Raw genomic sequence first — 18969 nt, 5'->3', positions numbered from 1 at the left:
GCATCGACCCCGCCCTGGCCGTGGACCGAGCCCATGGTGGCCTTGGCATAGCCGTAATGCGCGGTAATCCCGCCGATCAGGCTTCCCATTGCCGTCTCGTAAAGCTTGCCGTCTATGCCGGTTTCAAGACCATAGGTGTTGATGTTGTACCGTGTGGCGCTGGTCGAGTAGCGCGGCTCGAAGCGGCCATGCGCGCCCTCTATACGGCCCCAGACATAGGAGTCGGTGCTGATATCCCCGCCAGGCCCCGCTGAAGGCGCCACCGTTCCCTCGCTGTCGCCCTCTGCGATTTTCGCATTGGCCGCGCCGCTCCAATAGCGGTTGCCGACGCGCTGGCGCAAGGTACCGACATCGTTGAGCTCCTGCAGAACCTGCGCATAGGCTTCGTAGACGGGCACGCCTGGCTGGTATTGCGGCTGGCATTGACCGCCCTCGCATGGAAAATCCTTGTACTGCACCGAACGCAGATACCAGTCCTTCTCGCTGATCGCCGCGTTGCTCGTGGTGTCGGTACCGGTGCCGGCACTGCCCTTGAAGAGCCGGTAGGCATACGCGCCGGCCGTCACGGCCTCCTCGCCCTTATAGCGATAATCGCCGCGGAGTTCGAAGGTGCCGTTCGATGCGCCGCCCACCTCGATGACCTTGATCCCCTCCTTGGTCGGCGCGCCCTTGCCGAGGGCATTCGTCACGACCAGTGCCGAGTTACCGGACGTGTTGCCCTTGACGACCAGCCGGTCGGTCTTGGAGTTGTCGCCTTCGAGCTTTGTCTTGAGATATATGGTGCCGTTCTGCCCGGTATAGTCGCCGGTGACGGTCAGCACATTGCCGAAGGTGGAGGTTGGACTATCGCCGCTTAGTCTCACATTTCCGGCGTTGATGAGTGAGGCGACGGTCTGGTCATAGCCGCCAAGATCGAGCGTGGCGCCGTTATAGACGGTGAAGGCGGATGCCGAACTGAAGGCACCGGACCCCGCGGCCTTGAGCGTGCCACCCCCAACATCGGTATCACCGCTATAGCTATTGACGCCTGTAAGGACCAGCGTGCCGGCGCCTTTCTTGATCAGCCCGCCGGGGCCGCTCAGCGTCTGCGATGCCGAGAGAGTGAAGGTATTGTCCTTGTCGGCGATATCGAAACCGCCGCCGTCCTTTTCCCATTTGATGGCGCGATTGGTCGATTGGTATTGCGTGCCGGTCACCTGCATTATGCCGCCGTCGAACTGAAGGTCGCCGCTAGCCGCGCCGAGATTGCCGTCCGACGAAACGGACAGGGTTCCGCTATCGAAAAGCGTGCCGCCGCTATAGTTGTTGTTGGGGTTGGTCAGCACCAGCGTCCCCAAATCCCCCTTCTTCAGCCTGATATGACGCCCGGGCGCCTCGGAGATCTGCGAATTGATCACCGTTGTCAAGTTGGCGCTGTCGGGCGTGTTCTTGCCGACCCGGATGATGCTGGTGCTTGCCAGCAGCGGCTCCGAGGGAGATGGCCATAGCGTGATGACGCCGCCGCTGAGGACATAGCCATCCACAGTGAACTGCATTCCCTCGACATTGATCGGGCCGTTGGTGGTGGAGTCCACCGTCACATTCCCGCCCTTCGTCTGGAAGATGGCGAAAGACTTGTCGGTGAAAGTGCCGTTCTGCGTGGCATTATAGTTCGACCAGTTGGTCGGGGGATTTTGGCCTGCTGACCCCCGCCAAATACCGTCACCGCCGCGGATGGTGCCGTCTGAGACCGTCTTCGTCCCATCCCAGAAATTATGGGTGGTCTGGGGTGGGGGTCCGCCGGGGAAATAGAGATTGATCTCGTTTTGAGGGTAATGCTGGATCACGGAACCAGGGGGAATGGTACTCGTCCCAGTATCGAAGTTGCCGTTGATCGTTCCCGTCGTGGATTCGATCAAGCCGTAGATGCCCGGATCGAACGACACGCCTGCTCCGGTCTTGACGACCAGTTTGGCCCCGGCGTCGATCGTGACGTCCTTCACCACCTGCACCTGCAGCGCATCGACATCGGTAACCGCGCCGCCGATATCGAAGAAGAACTCCGCATTCGAATTTGCTTCCAGGTGCAGCCCGCCATTGATCGTGAGCTTGCTGATATGATTGCCGGTCTCGTCCTGCGAATAGAGCGTTCCGTTGTCATCGACCGTGACATCGCCGCCAATGATGCCGGAACCGCGCAGGATGCCTCCCGGTTTCACCGTCGTCGCCCCTTTCGCGCCCGACTGATCGCCATTGATCACCAGCGCGCCTGAGTTAACGGTCGTCGTCCCCGAGTAGTTGTTCTGGTTGCCTGTCAAAGTGATCACGCTGCCGGCGCCGCCGTCCTGCTCGACATTGCCATCGCCGGTGATGATGCCGCCATAGCTGTAGGCGGTATCCGACCGCTTGAACTCGAGCGTCCGGTTCGCCGCGAGCTTGACGGTGCTCTGATTGCTGCCCAAGGTTCCTGACGATCCGCCGGCGCCGACCTGCAAATTGCCCCCTCGGATATCCAAGGTCTTGTTATAGCTGCTGTTGTTGCCGGTGAGGATCAGATCTCCGCTTCCGGTCTTGATCAGGTTACCGTTCCCTGTGATTGCATTGTTCGTGGTCAGTGTCAGGTTGGCGCCAGTGTTGAGCGTCCCGTCCGTCGTGAATGTCAGCTGCCCGCCATAGACGATGCTGCCTGTCGTCTCGAATGTGGCGCTCGGTCCGCCGCCCGCGACACCCGTGTCGAAGGTGATGCTGTTGCCGGTGCCCAGATTCTGAAGCGAGGCGACCTGTAGCGTGCCGCCGCCGATGACGATAGCGCCGCTATAGCCGTTGTTGTTGGCGGCAAGTGTCAGCGTTCCCGGCCCGGTCTTGGTGAGTTTGCCCGAGCCGGAGATCGCGCCGTTCACGGTGAGGTTCGCGGAACCACCCGAGGTGCCGGTCTGGAACGTGCCGCCATTCTGCTCGATCTTGACGTTGCGGGCTTGATCGAGATTGACGTTCGCCGTGTTCCTGAGCGTGCCGCCTTTGAACGTGAGCGTGCCCGACTTATCGCCCAGATTGTTGTCATTCTTTATGGAAATGGTGCCCTGCTCGATCAGCGTGCCGCCGCGATAGGTGTTGGCGCCGTTCAGCACCAGCGTGCCCCCAAAATCCTTCACGACCTGGATATGCTCGTTGTTCGTATCCTGCAGAACCGAGTCGATGGTCGCCGTTATGCCGGCATCCGTCCCCCCGCCGGAGCCGACGCGGATGAGGCTCTGGCCCGGATTGACGCCCGGTCCCGGGGTTGTGAACAGCGTGATGGCGTCGCCCTGCAAAGTATAGCCCGTTCTCACGAACTGCATGCCGCCGGCATTGATCGCTCCCCGGCTCGTATCCACCTTGACGGTACACCCGCTGGCGCACACATTCGGATCGTCCCCGGCGAAGATGGCGAGGGTCTTCTCGGTATAGCCCCAATTCTGTCTCTTGGACGGGTCCGACCAGTTGGTGTGAGGGGGGTTATCGGTCGCGCTGGCCGCGTTCTGCCACGTGCCGGAACCACCGTGAATCTTGCTATCCCATGTATTCTGCATTCCGTCCCAATAGCTGAACGTACCGGGCGGAATGGCATTCAGCCATACGCCGTCCGGGGTGTAGGAGATGGACGTGTCGTTGGGTATATTTATGTCTCCGGAAGCGAATTTCGTATTGTTTAGCCCCCCATTGTCCGCTTTCAGCAGCCCGTAGACACCGGTGCGAAGCGACACGCCATTGCCGAGCGTCACATCCAATTTGGCTCCGGTGGCAATGTTGATGCCCCCCGTGCCCTTGACATGGACCTGAAGGTCATTGACTGGCCCCGTGCCTGATGGCACGTAATTATAGGTAAATTTCGTGGTCGAGTTTGCGTCGAGATTCAATTTACCGTTGATCGTGAGCACGGTGGGATTGCCCGCCGTGTCGTTCTCTACGGTGAGGAAGCCGTTGGCATTGATTTCCACGTCGCCGCCGATGGTTCCCTTGCCTGTCAGCGTGCCGGTCACGCTGGTCTTGCCGGTCGCGCCGGTCTGGTCGCCATTGACCACCAGCGTGGTGTTGGTGTCGACGGTCGTGGTGCCCTGATATGTGTTGTCGCCGGACAGGGTGATGGTGCCGCCCCCCTGTACCTCCACCCCGCCGTCGCCGGTGATCAGTCCGCCAAAGCCGTAGGTGTCATCGCTGCGATTAAAGATCAGGTGGTTGGCCGTATTGGTCAGGGTGACGGTGGTGCTCCCGCCGAGTGTCCCCGTCGTACCGCCGGTTCCGACATGGAGGTTTCCTCCGTTGACGGTGATATCGCCCGTATAGGACGCATTGCCTCCGTTGAGGATGAGGTCGCCGTCGCCGTCTTTCGTCATCTTCCCGCTGCCGGAAATGTCGCCGTTCAGTTGCGTGGTCGTGGTGCCGTCGACATCGATGGTTCCCGCGGCGTTGAACTTTGTCTCCTTGGTAAAGGTGACGTTGCCCGTCGTATGCAGCGTGCCGTAAAGGGGGGAGCCGGTCGGCGTGGTGCTCGTGTCGAAGGTAAGATCGCCCGTTCCCATCCGGGAAACCGTGTCCACCTGGACCGTGCCAGCGTGAATGGTGAGGCCGTTATTCCGGTTGTTGCCGGCAAGGACGAGCGTACCGGCGCCATATTTGCTGAGCAGGCCGCCGGTCCCCAAAGAGTAGTTCAGGGTAAAGGCGTTGCCGGCATCGAAGATATCGAAGCCGCCGCCATTTGCGCCCCAGCTAATGGAGCCTCCCGAACCGAAACTATTCCAGGAGGTGCCTGTCACCTGCAGGGTGCCGCCATTGAAGGTGAGCTGCGTCGTCGCGCCGCCGATCATGCCTACATCGCTCGCGGACAGGATGCCCCGCAGGAGCTGCCACCTTAACCCCGACCCGGGGGCAGCAGCGTCGTCCATTGTCCAAATGGTGGTGTCGTTGTCCGTCTGCACCGCCCAGGACGAAAAATTCACGAATACCACGCCTGAGGCCGCGGATGGGCCGATCTGCGACGGCCTGAAATGTGCGTTCGCCGCGCCGCCCAGGATGAGCGCGCCGGTGGCGCTGGGGTCCACCGTGACGGTGCCTTGCGGGAAGCTGTAGCCGGCCTCCAGCGTGAGCGTATTGGCGCCGGACGTGAAATGAATAGCGTAACCTTCCACTCCGGCGACACCCACCCCGCCCGCCGCCCCGGCCTTGCCCCCTTGAATCGTTCCCGAGTTGACGATGGTGAGATCGCCGCCGCTTATCGCGTCGCCTCCGTTTCCGCCGGCAGGAGAGACACCACTACCAAAGGTTGCCGGGTCCCAACTGCCCCCGTCGCCGCCGCTTATCGTGCCCGAATTCTTGATGATGCCTCCATTGGCTTGAACGACAATGCCGGCTCCGCCATTTCCTGGCGCGACCCAGCTCGTGACATTGTTGTTAGTGAGGTTACCGCCCAGCATCGCTCCGGTGTTACCACCGGCTCCCCCGGCGATGGTTCCCGCATTCGTGATGGTCACCGGGCCCGCGGCGTTGCTCAGCAGCCCCTTTCCGCCATTGCCCCCATGGCCGCCCAAGCCATTACTGTTAGCGCCCGAAGCCCCGCCCGCGCCGCCATCCCCGCCCCTTATGATGCCGGCTAGCTCATTCTCCACATCCTGATCGATGACCAAGCCGATCCCGCCAGAACCGCCAGAACCGCCGTCACCGGCTTCATAAGTGTGACTAGCTGCATCCCCTCCCTTCCCCCCGTCCCCCCCCTTTCCGCCTTTGAGCGTGCCGGAATTTGTAAACAAGCCGCCGCCTGATATAATCAGGCCATAACCACCAGCCCCCCCCCCGCCGCCGCCGCCGCCGGTTAACGTGGCAGAGTTTCCACCAGGATCGCCATCCCCCCCGTCCTGGCCCGAAGCATTACCGCCTGAGAGCGTGCCATTGAGGCCGCCATCGCCGCCCTTGCCGCCATTGCCCGATGCGGAGGTCGCTGTGGCAGGCGCGCCACCGCTACCCGGCCCTGCATTCGCCCCCCCCCCGCCACCGCCGCTGGCGACGCCGGTTTCGGCCACCCCCGGACCACCTTTTTGACCGTACTTCCCGCCGGCGCCGGCCGTAGCGCCGGAGGCCGAGCCCGGAACCTGACTGACACTTCCGCCGCCACCGCCGCAGCCATCATCGAAACAGGGCGTAGGACCATTATACAGAGCCAGCGCGGGTGCCGGCAAGAAAAGCCCGGCCGCGACGAATAGAGAAAGCCGAAGCCCTGAAAATCCGGCGCCCTCGCCCGCCTTTCTGCTCATGCGCGCCATGGCAGGTCCATCTTTCGCCGCTCCCGACAAATCGTCCATGATCTGCATTTCCCTTTACTCGCCCAGAGATGACACGCGCATCCCATGTATCGGACAATATTAATCGTTTCTCAAAGAGATTTTTAATGTAGATCGAAATTTTTAATAGTTTAATAATTAAAAATCGAGGAACGGAGCGATTTTTTGTTTGGTCAGTGAGCTATTTATACAATAGAATATGAGAATATTTCGTGATTTTTGCTTCAATCTGGAAACCAACCTTCATCCTGTACAGAAATATCGCCAGAATTCACGTTCGGATGGAAGCGAACCATTATAGCGATGAATAAACGGGACAGATGTTCCCTCGGTAGATTTGGAAAAAATCAGAGAGCGCCGCAGGGAGGAGCTGGCTGATTCGCAGGGCGCATCTTTCTTTGATTGAATCGCTGGATGCGTAATCGGGCGAATGAGCGGAGCGCGCCTCTTCAATCGCCTGCAACCTGAAAGGGTGTAAGTTTTTTTTAAAACGACAGATTGTTTTTTTATTGACAGGTTGGAATGAGCATATTATGGTGTCCTTGTATTTCACGAAATCAATCTTAGAAAGATCTTTCAGAGCTTATTAGTGCCAGGAACCATTATTGGTGAACAAAAGATTAGCGTCCCATATTTGACCGGCAGCGCGAGCTGCCGGTCATTGATGGAGTGACAAGCCGGCGGGCGTATCGATCCCCTCACGAAGCGTTCAGCAGCGAAAAGCCACCAATTTATATAGAGAGCGCATGAAAACGCGCGTTCCAAGACCGGACATTCAATTGGTTTGATCGATCCTCTCGGGAGTGAGTTGGTGCAGAGGAGTTCCGCTTTGGCATGTCCAGAGCGTGATGCGTTCATCCGTAGCGGAAGTAAATATCAGCTGGCGGCCCCTCGTTTCGGCATTTGCTCGGGAGACCGCTTTCAAAGGGGAAGATGCCGGAATCGGACCAGCAAGGGTCAGGGGAGATGAAGAATGGCTTGGGAAGATATTACCATCGAAACACTCGCCGAAACGGCGCCCACCGGGCAGAACGTACAACTCTGGGCCAGCATGGCCAGGGTGGGAGGCGATGTCATCACGGACTACACCAATTACATCATCTGGACATCGAATTACGATAATGCCACTCCCCCCGTGCAATATATCGACGGGCATCGGGCGACCTTCAAGGACGAGGCAACGACCTTGATCGGCGTGACGGTGTTCGTGCCGAACGAGTTATCAGGAGAAACCATCGAATTCAGGGCGGCCCGCGAGAAGAAAACGGGCATGACGGGAACACCCGCCCCGCTCCCGCTTTATTTCATGCCCTTTGACGATGGAATCACCCATTGGGGCGGCGTGGCCATTACCGCGGTGAGCGCAAAGCTCGAAACGCCCAGAAACGTGATCTATGGCAATTCGCCCACCATCGCGGTCACGGCGCGGGTGACCAGCGCTCTTGGACCAGGCATCCCGCAAACCGAGATACAATGGTACACTCCCGTTCCGGGTGAGCATGATTTGCAGCTATATAAGGATCAGGCCGGGACCGATCTGAATCCCGGCGTGCCCAGGGACCGCTCATCAGGCACACAAGCGCAATGGTATGCGACCAGGACGGATGGTGATGGCTATTCGACCGTTTACATCCAGTATGACCGGACGACCGCCGTGACCGTGGGGGTCCGGGCACTGGGGGACAAAACGACAACGGATAACGATACCGTCTTTTTTGTCGATCCCTATGATACGACCGTGGACGACAGCATCAATTCGCTCCAGATCAACTTGCAAAATGGCATTTATACACTCAGCGGGCCCGATGTCGTCTTTCGGCTTCCAGACGGCGTTCCGCCCATATATATATCCGCCACCACCCAGGCGTGGCTCTATATCGACAACCTCGTATCCGATACGCCGGTTGTTGCTCGCTATTGGGACAAGACCGATGCGTGGTTTCCCGGAATACCGCTGACGGCCAGCGCGAGTGATTTTTATGTAAGCTCGCCGGGCGAGAAAGACACGAATCTGGCATTCCTGTTTTTCCAGACCGTCGCCGGAGAAGTCGGGAGAACCCTCCCCATCCAATTCGGGGTCCAGCCGGCGCCCCACCTTTAAGGCCGCCTCACCTTCAAGTTTGCCGCGACCCTCTCCGTCGGCGTCATCGAGCGGTTCATGCTTTGATAGAATCGCTGGAGCATTTTGCTTTTTGACGGAAGCGTTGGCAGGACAGCGCCCCCCCCCTGTCCTGCCGGACATCTCCCCCGCAAGGGGGGAGATTACGCCTTTCATCTGTGCCGGACGCCAATCGCAAACGTTGCAGAACGAGCGGCGGAGGATAGTGCCAGCCAATCTCCCCCCTTGCGGGGGAGATGTCCGGCAGGACAGAGGGGGGCGCCTCGCGCTTCCGTCAAAACATAATTCGCTCAAGACTATAGACGGAAGCAATACGCGTATCTTCACCCTCGCGTCGTGGCAACGTTGAGGCATGGATTCCTGTGACAAGCACAGGAATGACGGATTGCTTTGATGTCGCTGATAATCTTCAACCGCGCGGCCTGCACAACGGTTCCCGTTGAGAAGCAGCCATCCCCACTTCCGTCATTCCTGTGCGTGTCACAGGAATCCATGCCTCAGCATTTCCATCGCGGCAACAATTTAAAGCATGTCTCCCAAAAGTGGGAACCGGTTTTGGGATAAAGACATGAGTAAAAACAAAACTTAAAGCGCGTTGCATGGGTACGATTAAACGCAACGCGCTTTAGAACGGTTTCGAGCGATTCTGTGAAAGTAATTTGCTCTAGAGTCTGCAGAGATATCCGGAAACGGTTCTGACCTGGGCGGTCGTCCTCGGGCTTGTCCCGAGGATCTACCGAGCCATAAGCTGTCGCGACGGCAATTGCTTGTCCTTGTTCTTACGGCTGACGATCGCAGACAAAACCCGGCATGCAGCCATGCCATCGATTGCAACCATTTGCTAAGGTTATTATTTTCCATCGCCATGCAAAGTTGAATTTGCGTTGACAAGAACAGGCTTTCCTAATATGATTCCCAATGTCTTCTCGAGTGTTGCTGGAATCGCCTAAGCAACGGTCTCCCTCGGAAAGCATATATTAGTAGCATAGCATATTTTGTCGATATTGGCCGGGATCGCTTGGCCGCCATCCATTTACGAAAAGGAGAACATCCACCCATCCATTTGAACTCTCTCACTGGGACCCCTGATTTGCAGGGATTACCCGCCTCGAAAGGCTCAGGCCTGGCGGAACTCGTCTCCCGCAGTGAGCACTGCCGACTGAATTATTGCGGCGGAATGGCCGCGAAGACTGCCGAAAGAACTTTTCGGACGGGTGGATCGGCGCGTCCGGAAATTAAAGTACCTATTGTTAATCGAGCCCGATGGCTCCCAATCACTGGAGAAAAAGAATGGCTTTAGATGCTGTATACAGCTGTACATTCGCTACAGTATCCCCCCTAGAGGAGCAGATAAAGATCGCGGCCTGCATGGATGCTGCGCCCGATCTAGATCCCGTTTGGACAAATGAGGCGGTAATAACACCCATTGGTAGTTACCCCTTGATTAAGTATATTGGCGGGCAGTCACAGTTTGTCTCCGCCGGGCAAACCCTGATGACTTGGCTCCTCGTTGTACCCGTCGATTACATGAACGAGACCATTACATTTAGAATCACCCGTAAAAGGCTTGACGGCGGGGTAGAACCCCACGCTGACGTCACCATGACGTTTGAGATAATCACTTTAACCGATACCGGTCTGCAATTCGACCTGATCGCCACGACCCTTACGGAACCCGGCAAGCTGGTCCACCTCAAGGCGCATGTGTACCAGGCAGACGGGACCCCGGTGGTGGGTACTGAGATCCAGTTTCGCGGTGGCACCGGAATGGGGGATCTTGTGGTGTATAGCGAACAGAGCGGGAGCTTTTTAGCGAACAGAGCGCCGAGCAACATCCCGCAGGAGACCTCTCCGACATATTGGGTACTCCCAACAAACGGAAACGGTGAGGTCGAAGCCTGGGTAACTTATAACCAGACGATCGCCTGCAACGTCATGATAGCATCGAATGTCCCAAGCCAGGCAGGCGATTCTGAGATGATCTATTTCATGAATCCCTATGACGTCGAGCAGGTACTCGATCCCCTCGATATCACCTTGGACGCGAGTGAGAACTATACTTTAGATGACTATCAAAGCGATGTCATCTTCCGCCTTCCCGCAATAAGCAGTCAATACCTGCCCCAGGGCAGTTATGCCTGGGTGTACACTGACGATATATTTGATGACAAGGTTGCTATCCCCTATCACTGGGACATAGCGGATGAGACAATCCTGACACCCGGCCTAGTCATCGCGATACCTGCCTCAAATTTTAAGGTGAGTACCCCACCGATACCGAAGCAAAACGTCGCATTTTTCTTTATTCAGACACCTGGCGGCGTTGTCTATGGATCGGGACCGTCGGCGACTTTTGGGGTGGCCGGCAATTATTCGAACATGCCGAACCTGAGCCCGAGGATCAATCGCAGCAAATTCCCCGGTCTACCCTATCCATCGCCTAATCCCGGCCTGAACCCCGGAACCCTCACGAACAGCAATCACATCAGCCCAAATGCGGATTTGGTGGTCGCCCGCCTCTATGGCGATATCCCCGATGAATACAAGAATAACACTGCCTACGAAGTATATTACGCTTTTTACTTCAACGACGGTAGTTTTTGGTTCCCTGACGCTGTCGGCGGGAGGCAGGATAAATATTACTCCCCGCCGCTTTCCGGGCACGGGTTGTCGACGAGCACCACCGACTTGAAGTACATGGAGGCAACGCTGGATGGGAATCTGGCGCAAGGATATAGCTATTTCCAACAGAGGCTGGGACCTGTCGGCTTCGAATGTTTCGTCGTTCCGGTGGGCCAACAGAACGACGAAACGGCTCGCATCTACAGCAAGACACTCTGGACGAATACCCCTCAAATCATTCAGACCATGAGCACCTGAGCCTGCCCAGGGGGATGCGGCCTCCCAAAGCCGCATCCCTTCAAGCGCGTGCCGATAGAGCGAAGTTCCGGCGCGAGAAAGCGTCGGGGGAAATATAATTAATTGCAAATACAGCAAATAATAATTCAACTTCAGGAGATTATTATGACCACGGACAATGAAACTGGCCTTGCCTATATTCATCGCAGTAAAATTCTCGCCCCAATGGCGAAGAACCGAAACAGCCCTGAGCCGATCCAACTGATCAAGCTGACAGCGGTGGTTGATTTTGTTGGTAACGACAAGCCTGCCGACTTTAAAGTCCAGTGGAAGGAAATCACCAATGGCATGTTCGCTTATTATGAGCTGTCACCTAATGGGGGCGTCCAAGGTTTAGGCGATAAACCGCTAACATCCATCAACTCCCTCAATCAATCATTTATATGGGTGGCAGCATATATTAGCGACGATGGTTACGGAGGACGTATCGATAGGGTTTCCGCCCAGTTGTATTCTCCAACCAACCAGACAATGTATGGATACCAAAAAACCGCGTATATCGCGTTCTGCACACCCCACCGTGATGGATGGAACGATATGGATTCTTCGAATCCGCCACCTCAACCAAATATCGTTACTGAGGATGATGCGATAAAGATACCACCATTTACGTTCAATGACCTCCCTCCAACCCAATATGACACCAGTTCAACCAATGTCTCACTAAGTCGCTATACGGGTGGATACTGGCTTGCAATGAAGGCAGTGGGGCCGAATGCGATTGCGGGTCCAACAGCCATCTACGAAGCCATTGGTGACGTCGCCAGTTATAGCCCGGGAACTCTTACGTTCCCATATTGGTACGATGAAATGGGAACCGATGCGTCGAACAATTACGACAGTCCTGTTAATTATACCTATATGATAACTGGGCCTAACGGTGAATTCGCCAATGGAATTGTGAACAATGTGCGTGCCGAGGGGGACGCCTGGCTAGCCCCAAACAAAGACGGAACCACGTACGATCTGGATTACGTTGCTCCTTTGTGGCATCAGGTGGGTTCGGACGGCAAGGACGAGGATCATCCTCAGGGTTTTCTGACCACGCAGTATCCAACCCCCATTAATCAGGGCGCTTTCGACAGTGGAAACCTGGTCATGGCCATCCCGTGCCAGGTTATCAAACAAGGGGCCGACTTTGGGAAAGTTCTCATCGAGGATGAGGATATAGTCACCTTGACGGTCTATTTCAATGCTTGGCATGCAGCAAATTCAACCGATAACCGCTTCAAGCTCACCTTTCCCCCCTATATGGGCTCGGACGGGCAAACAGGCTTTGCCAATCTCGATGACCCCAGCCAGGAATGGAAGGATCTTAAATTTATCAAGGTATCTATCTCGCAAGACAGAAGCAATCCTCCCCTCCGCGACCTGATGGGTATAGAACACAATGGTTCCTATCTCGGCTTCTTCTATGCGCAATATGTCGTAACGAAGTATGGCGGCGACGAAGGCGACGAGCTGGACATTCACTACTCCCAACCAGTCGGCCTGCCAACTTCGGGGGGGACCGCCGACGTCCGCCTGGAGATTCCTCCAGCGCCTAAAACTCTCGTGTCGGAGGATGAAAAATCATGACCTCCACCGTTCTCTATGTGATGCCCGACCGCCCGCTGGCCCAGACCTTTCAAGGTCTGGGCCGTCCGGGCACACCGCAACGGGTCAGGCTGTTATCGGAGGAAAACGGAAATGCCCGCCAGTTCATCAGATGAAACTTTCCCTCCGGTACCTTCCGTCCGCTATATCCTCACGGACAAGATGGTCGCGCAGCTTATGTTGGACATGGGAAAGCGCCCCCTGCCCACCCAGCTAATCAAATTGACCGCTGTTTGCGAGCTCGACAAATTCACGGATACCTCGCAGATCAAGGTGCTGTGGCAGGGGCACTACAGATATGCCTTCTTCCACGAGGATGGCACCCCTTTTGAGCCCCCCGTATTGACCTCGCTCGACGTTTCAAACAGATCGTCGGTGTATGTGGCCGGCTTTTCGCCGCCTCCGGGTTTGGCAGGCCTGATCGAGCCGGCTACCGCCACACTTCTGAAAATGCCGGAGAATGAGCAAATCGGGCTCGGCTCGGTAACAGTGGCATTCTGCACCCCTCCCACCAACGGTTTTGCCGAACTCTATCCGACCGCTCCCCCTCAACCCGACATTCCGAACCAGGACGGTATCATACAGATCCCGAAATACCAATTTGGAAGCCCGCCGCCGTGGGGTGTATCAGTCACAACTCAGATTCCTAACCGGCAAAAATTCATGGGCGGGCTTTATGTGAGGCTGTTGGCCGCGGGCGATAACGCCCTGGCTGACCCACCGATCTACGAAGCTGTTGGCCCCATAATGGATCTGCTGGACCCGTTCATCACGTTCAACTTCACTTATGATATGCTGGATACGGATAAAGATAAGAGCTATACCAGCAGCAATATTTTCACATATTTTCTCTATCGTGACGAAGCCTGCAATTACCCGCCCGCCAATCAGTTAAGCGCAAGCGGTGCGGCCTGGCAACAGCCCATGACCTATCCGAGTGATGACCAGTTCAGAGCGCCCTTATGGCATGTTACAGGGTCAGACGATCCGGACACATATCCCAATGGCAGGCTCCAGCTGATGTATCCTGACACGCTCTCGGATAGCACCGCCTTCGATAACGGAAACCTCATTTTCGCCATTCCCTGCCAGGATCTCACGACCGGAGAGACGCTCATCTACGAGACCGATACGATCGACGTAACGCTCTATTTCAACGCATGGCATAAAGCAGATCAAAGCCCAAACTATTTCAGCCTATCGTTCCGATACACGGGGTATGACGCGGAAACGGGCTTTGGACCTGAATATAAGGACATGAAATTCATCAAGGTGGTTGCATCGCAGGACGGGAGTAACCCTCCGATTCGTGATCTCTGGTTTATCATGCACAATTCCGCACCTTACCCCGGATATTTTTACATACAATACGCCGTCACCAGACGTGCAGAATTGATGCTCCCCGGCAATCCCAATCTAACGGTAACCCATTATTCGATAATCGGCGGCCCGGGGTCCACGGGGTCCGGCGATGTGCGGCTGGAAATCGCGTGACGGCACCGAACGGGGCCTGACTTGGTTGGCCTCGTCCGGCGGGAACATAAGCTTTTAACGGTTATGGAATTGCAGCCATAGCGACAGTATCGATCGGGTCGAGGACCCGATGTTTACACATTACATATGCGCATATGCAATTTCGTACCAAGTAATTCAACAAAAATCTTGCAATTAGAAGGAATATTTTTATGCAAAACTCTTCCAACCATATCCCAGGACCAACAAGCGGCACGCTCACGGTTATCTATCCGCCGGATAATATCGATCTTCCGGTGGAGTCACCCATCGAGGTATGGGTTTATTTCGACGCAACCGAGGGCACCAACGCCAACCAGCCCGTTCTGTTCTTCCCGGGCAGCAACACCTCGATGGTCACGGCGGACTCCTATACGGACGCCGATGGATTCGCCCGAGCAATCGTCAAGCTCATGAAGCCGGACACTTTAGGAAAAAAGGCAACTTTCGATGGTTCCGTTATCGCTTATATCGGGACCACGCCGTTCAATGCCGTCGCCACCGCCACCGCCTCCATGCACGCCAACACCTCTGCGGGCGGCCCTGGCACAATCGAAACGCTAACTTGGTCAACCAACCCGGCAGGTGTACACAATCTCGGTATGCCTCCCATAATAAACGTCATCCAGTTCAAGCATATGCTGGCCGATGGGACACCTGCCAATTCCACCCAAGTGGCATGCTCACCGCTCGCCCCGTCGCAGCTCGCATATTTCACGCATGAGCTCGCGCTCGGTGACAGCGTCGGGATGGCACGCAATTTCGTTTTGACTCAACCCAATTATGCGCCGGACCCGCCCTATACCGCGCCGGTCAATCTTAAGGCCTATGCGCCCAATGTCATTGCCGGGAGCGACGACAAGGGCGGCATTGCTATTGCATCCGCAACGCAGCTTGGAGGAGCTATCCCGCCGTGGGGCAAGCTCACGATCGGGCCGGCGGATGATATGACTCAGCAACGGCTCCCAAGCGGGCAACTGGTCCAGTTCAAAGCCGTCTATACGGATGAGTATGGTGTTCCTCAGGAAGGAAAGGCGGTTTACGTTGAATGGTATATTACCGACGGTTCATTCATAATAACCTCTCCTTCATCGCGAAACACGGATAATGCTTCTGTCCCGCCGGTCGTTACAAACCCCTCCGGAGAGATAGCTCCCGTAACAAACCCGCCGAACGGATGGATCAGACTATCGCCGACAAACGAAGCCGGCGAAGTATACTTTACGGCAATGGTGCCGGAAAACGGCCGCAATGTCGCGTTGAGCGCAGCCGCCTCCAGCCCTTTCGAAGGCAATCAATTTATCAATGAGGCCCAAGCCGGCTGGAGCGGTATATTTTATGATAATGACAACCCGCCCTTCGTGAACGAAAGCGTAAGGATCACACCGCCCGGCACGCGGCAGACCATCGGAACCGTCGCCGAATATACGGTCACGGTCCTGGAAGGTTATGATCCCATGACGGGCCGGCCATATATACCCGTTGCCGGGCAAACCGTCTATTGGAGCGCGAACCCTGCCGATCGGATCGTCTTTCTGCCCGACACCCCCCCGCCCAGCACCGGGACGGTTCCGGGTTCGCGCTTCCCGACGGTGACGGACAGCAATGGGGTGAGCAAGATCCGCGTGCTTGGGCTCGGAACAGACTCCTTCTTCGGAGAAATCACCGCCAAAGTGCCGAACCGTGAAACCGGTACATATTTCAGCCACCTGGTCGCGGTCGGCTTCCGCCCGGCGGAGTAAACCGATTGCAAAAGCGTTCGGGTGGGCCTGCGGCCACAACGATCAGATTACCGACCGCATATTGATGAGTAGTTGATTTACGGATGGGCGAGCCCGGCAGGAACCGGCGTCCAGTTTTCTTAAAGGAGATACAGTCATGACAAAAGATAGCAATAAGGCACCCATTAGACATAAAGACGGGAAGCAGATGGAGGTTGCCGCCAGATTGGCGGAAAACCTGCCCGAGAATGTCGGATCGGCGGAAAACCTGCCCGAGAATATTGGCGAAACGCCGGAAGGACTTCCTGCCGGGCCTGTATATTTGCAGACGGCGGATGGAAAGTATTATTTGCTGAACGGCTTCACGGGGTATGCGTACGACCCGATAGAGGGTGTCGCCACAACACCAAATAGCGATTGCGTATTCTGGATTGAGGGCGACCACATCAGGATCTACGAGGATAGCAGGTACCTTATGTGGTCCGGCTTTCGAGATTATTATGATCCCATTGATGGCTATTATTTCGCATATTGGTGGGCCGGCCTAGCTTGGTTGATCCTCACCTTTGAGCAGACTGGCGACAATTGGTACATATACGGTGGTATAAGTAGCAATCTGAACCTTACAATTGTCCCTCCCGGTACTGTTCCTGGCCTGCCTTGGTCAGGCGCATGGTTTGGCCCTGAAAGAACGCCGATCAAGATCACGCCGATCACCTGCACGGTTTCAATCGCCCCCCCGACCGGTCCAATCCCGCTCTACACGTCCTACCAGCTAACGGCCACGGTAAGCGGCAGCGATTGTTCCATTTCAAAAATCTATTGGTCCGCTGCGCCGGCCGACGGTTACACTATCATATTTGACTCGGAGTCCTCGCAAGTCTCCGGTGGTCAGGCCACAACCAACGTTACTGTCTATGGGCCCAATACCGGGACGCTCCCTGCCATCACCATTTATGCAAACCCTGACAACAGGGCGATCATCACGGCTGGCCGCGCTTTCTCCCTCACCGCCGGCAACATTCGGCCTTCCGGCAATGTGCTCAACATCGTCTCGCTCGACGGCAACCCGCTTCCGGAGAACGGCCCGCATCTGTTGCAAGCGATCTACCAGATCGCCGACGGCACTAAGCTGTCGGGCAAACCGGTCACCTGGACGCTGGCAAGCGGCACCTCGCCCGGCTTCACGCTCAACCCCACCCCAACACAGACCACCACCGACTCCAATGGTGTTACACCCGTCATCAGCATCGACTACACCGGTGCTGACAGCGCGCCGGTCGCCTATGTCCAAGTCTCCGCCGGCACGAAGCCCGATACAGCGATACTAAAGCTTGACTTCGGTTCGAGGGTTCCCCGGCTGCTCTTTTCGGACATCATTGACCTTAGCCCCGTCGAGGGCCCGTTGACGCGGGGCGTCAAGCATCAGCTGAGCTGCACCTTTATGACCAGTCAGGGCTACTACAACATTGGCCAAAGGATGACGTGGTATGCTTCGCCTGAGGGTGCCGTCACGTTCAGCGACGGTCAGGGCGCCAAGCCGAACGACCCCCCCAACGTTTCCTATGTGGTGGGTAACGCAGCGTCGACGATCAATGTGACCGCCCCGGCGGACGGCGACATCGATCAGGTGGTCATCAGCGTGCTCGGCGATTTTAATGGGAATAACGGCGATTTTGGGAGTAACGGAGCATACGACCACTCGTCCCAGAGCCTTGTCCTCAACTTCACCGCTGCCCAAACCTGCTCGATCGACGTATCGCTTGGCGATAGCAAGACGTCGATTCCGCTGGGCACGCCGACCCCAGTGACGGCGACGGTCAATGGAGAGGATTGCGGGGTTTCGCGTATCTACTGGTCCGCCGAGCCGATCCCCGGCTATGTCATCACTTTCAATCCGGACTTCTACGACCTCTCCGGCAGCACATCCGCCAATACCAGCATCACGGTCACCGGCCCGAACACCCCGCCGCTCCCCTCCGTCACCATCTATGCCCGCCCGGACAACACGGTGCCCATCGGCAGCGGCACCTTCCCCCTCAGTGCAAACTCCGTCTCCCAGAACACGCTCGCCATCGTCTCGCTGGATGGCAATCCGCTCAAGGCCAACGAGCCGCATCTGCTCCAGGCAACCTATCTGGATGCCAATGGCAAGCCGCTTCCGAAGAAGTCCATCGCCTGGAGCATCGACCCGCAGGTCACCGGTGTCACCATCGCGACGCCAACCACGACACTCTCGGACGGCACGAGCGTCACCACCATCACCTATACCGGCACCGGCACACCCTCCGCCATCGTGAAGGCCTCGTCCGGCAATGATAACGCCGAGCCGCTCGATCTCAACTTCGCGCAAGACGTCAGCCTGCCCGGCGCCGGCACGATGGACCTCAGCTCCCAGCCTGACGGCGACCTGACATATAAGCTCACATGCACCTATAAGGATGGCAGCGGGAAACTGGTCAAGAAAGATACCAAGGTCACCTGGCACGGCTCGCCTTCCGACCGCCTCATCTTCAGCAAGGGCAGCGGTGCCCAGACGGGCGATCCTTCCAACGTCTCCTACACCATCGACGACACTGGTGTGGCAACCATTGAGGTTACCGTGTCCAGCGGCGCCGCCATCGACAACGCAGTGGTCGGCACCACCGGCCTCTTCAACACGGCGACCGGCATGCTGGACCATTCCGACCCGGACCTCACCCTGTCCTTCGAGGCCGCAGCCACCGTCAAGGGCATTGTCATCGACAAGGCCTATGCCCAACTTCCGCCCGCCAGCAACCCGCCCAGGAAGAGATTCCCCTTCGCCCTCATC

Annotated in this window: 8 protein-coding genes; 7 read left to right on the top strand and 1 reads right to left on the bottom strand. The window is 56.9% G+C overall.

The genetic code is table 11. The features are described 5' to 3' along the window. Positions 1-6032: autotransporter outer membrane beta-barrel domain-containing protein (locus tag ACOWVG_RS18975; protein ID WP_420963942.1), on the bottom strand; the 6032-nt coding region annotated here is incomplete at its 3' end. Positions 6033-7263: 1231 nt separating this feature from the next. Here ACOWVG_RS18975 and ACOWVG_RS18970 point away from each other — a divergent pair. The 7 genes from ACOWVG_RS18970 to ACOWVG_RS18940 form a co-directional block, all read left to right on the top strand. After that, positions 7264-8391, top strand: a complete 1128-nt coding sequence (locus ACOWVG_RS18970; protein ID WP_420963941.1) for a hypothetical protein — start codon at positions 7264-7266, stop codon at positions 8389-8391. 1308 nt (positions 8392-9699) lie between these two features. Beyond that, positions 9700-11289 carry a hypothetical protein gene (locus tag ACOWVG_RS18965; RefSeq protein ID WP_420963940.1) on the top strand — a complete coding sequence of 530 codons (1590 nt, stop codon included), beginning with the start codon at positions 9700-9702 and terminating at the stop codon, positions 11287-11289. A gap of 144 nt (positions 11290-11433) precedes the next feature. Next, the gene (locus ACOWVG_RS18960) at positions 11434-12906 is read left to right on the top strand and encodes a hypothetical protein (RefSeq protein ID WP_420963939.1); all 1473 of its coding nucleotides are present in this window, start codon (positions 11434-11436) and stop codon (positions 12904-12906) included. Further along, entirely contained in the window at positions 12903-13040 is a 138-nt protein-coding gene (locus tag ACOWVG_RS18955; protein WP_420963938.1) for a hypothetical protein, read from the top strand. Before ACOWVG_RS18960 ends, ACOWVG_RS18955 begins: the two co-directional genes overlap by 4 nt. Next, positions 13018-14418, top strand: coding sequence for a hypothetical protein (locus tag ACOWVG_RS18950; RefSeq protein WP_420963937.1), 1401 nt, complete (start codon positions 13018-13020; stop codon positions 14416-14418). The genes ACOWVG_RS18955 and ACOWVG_RS18950 overlap by 23 nt, the downstream gene beginning before the upstream one ends. Before the next feature lie 191 nt (positions 14419-14609). Further along, entirely contained in the window at positions 14610-16178 is a 1569-nt protein-coding gene (locus ACOWVG_RS18945) for a hypothetical protein (protein ID WP_420963936.1), read from the top strand. A 1018-nt stretch (positions 16179-17196) separates the two neighbouring features. Beyond that, positions 17197-18969, top strand: a 1773-nt coding sequence (locus ACOWVG_RS18940; RefSeq protein WP_420963935.1) for a hypothetical protein, incomplete at its 3' end; no start/stop codon positions are given.

The organism is Brucella sp. IR073 (assembly GCF_049065735.1).
In the GTDB taxonomy this organism is placed as follows: domain Bacteria; phylum Pseudomonadota; class Alphaproteobacteria; order Rhizobiales; family Rhizobiaceae; genus Paramesorhizobium.
This window is presented reverse-complemented; position numbering and strand designations above follow the sequence as displayed.

What these genes read in the sequence shown, in the direction of transcription:
- ACOWVG_RS18950 (WP_420963937.1), top strand. Translation starts at nt 13,018, where the DNA reads ATGCCCGCCAGTTCATCAGATGAAACTTTCCCTCCGGTACCTTCCGTC.
- ACOWVG_RS18970 (WP_420963941.1), top strand. Translation starts at nt 7,264, where the DNA reads ATGGCTTGGGAAGATATTACCATCGAAACACTCGCCGAAACGGCGCCC.
- ACOWVG_RS18955 (WP_420963938.1), top strand. Translation starts at nt 12,903, where the DNA reads ATGACCTCCACCGTTCTCTATGTGATGCCCGACCGCCCGCTGGCCCAG.
- ACOWVG_RS18945 (WP_420963936.1), top strand. Translation starts at nt 14,610, where the DNA reads ATGCAAAACTCTTCCAACCATATCCCAGGACCAACAAGCGGCACGCTC.
- ACOWVG_RS18960 (WP_420963939.1), top strand. Translation starts at nt 11,434, where the DNA reads ATGACCACGGACAATGAAACTGGCCTTGCCTATATTCATCGCAGTAAA.
- ACOWVG_RS18965 (WP_420963940.1), top strand. Translation starts at nt 9,700, where the DNA reads ATGGCTTTAGATGCTGTATACAGCTGTACATTCGCTACAGTATCCCCC.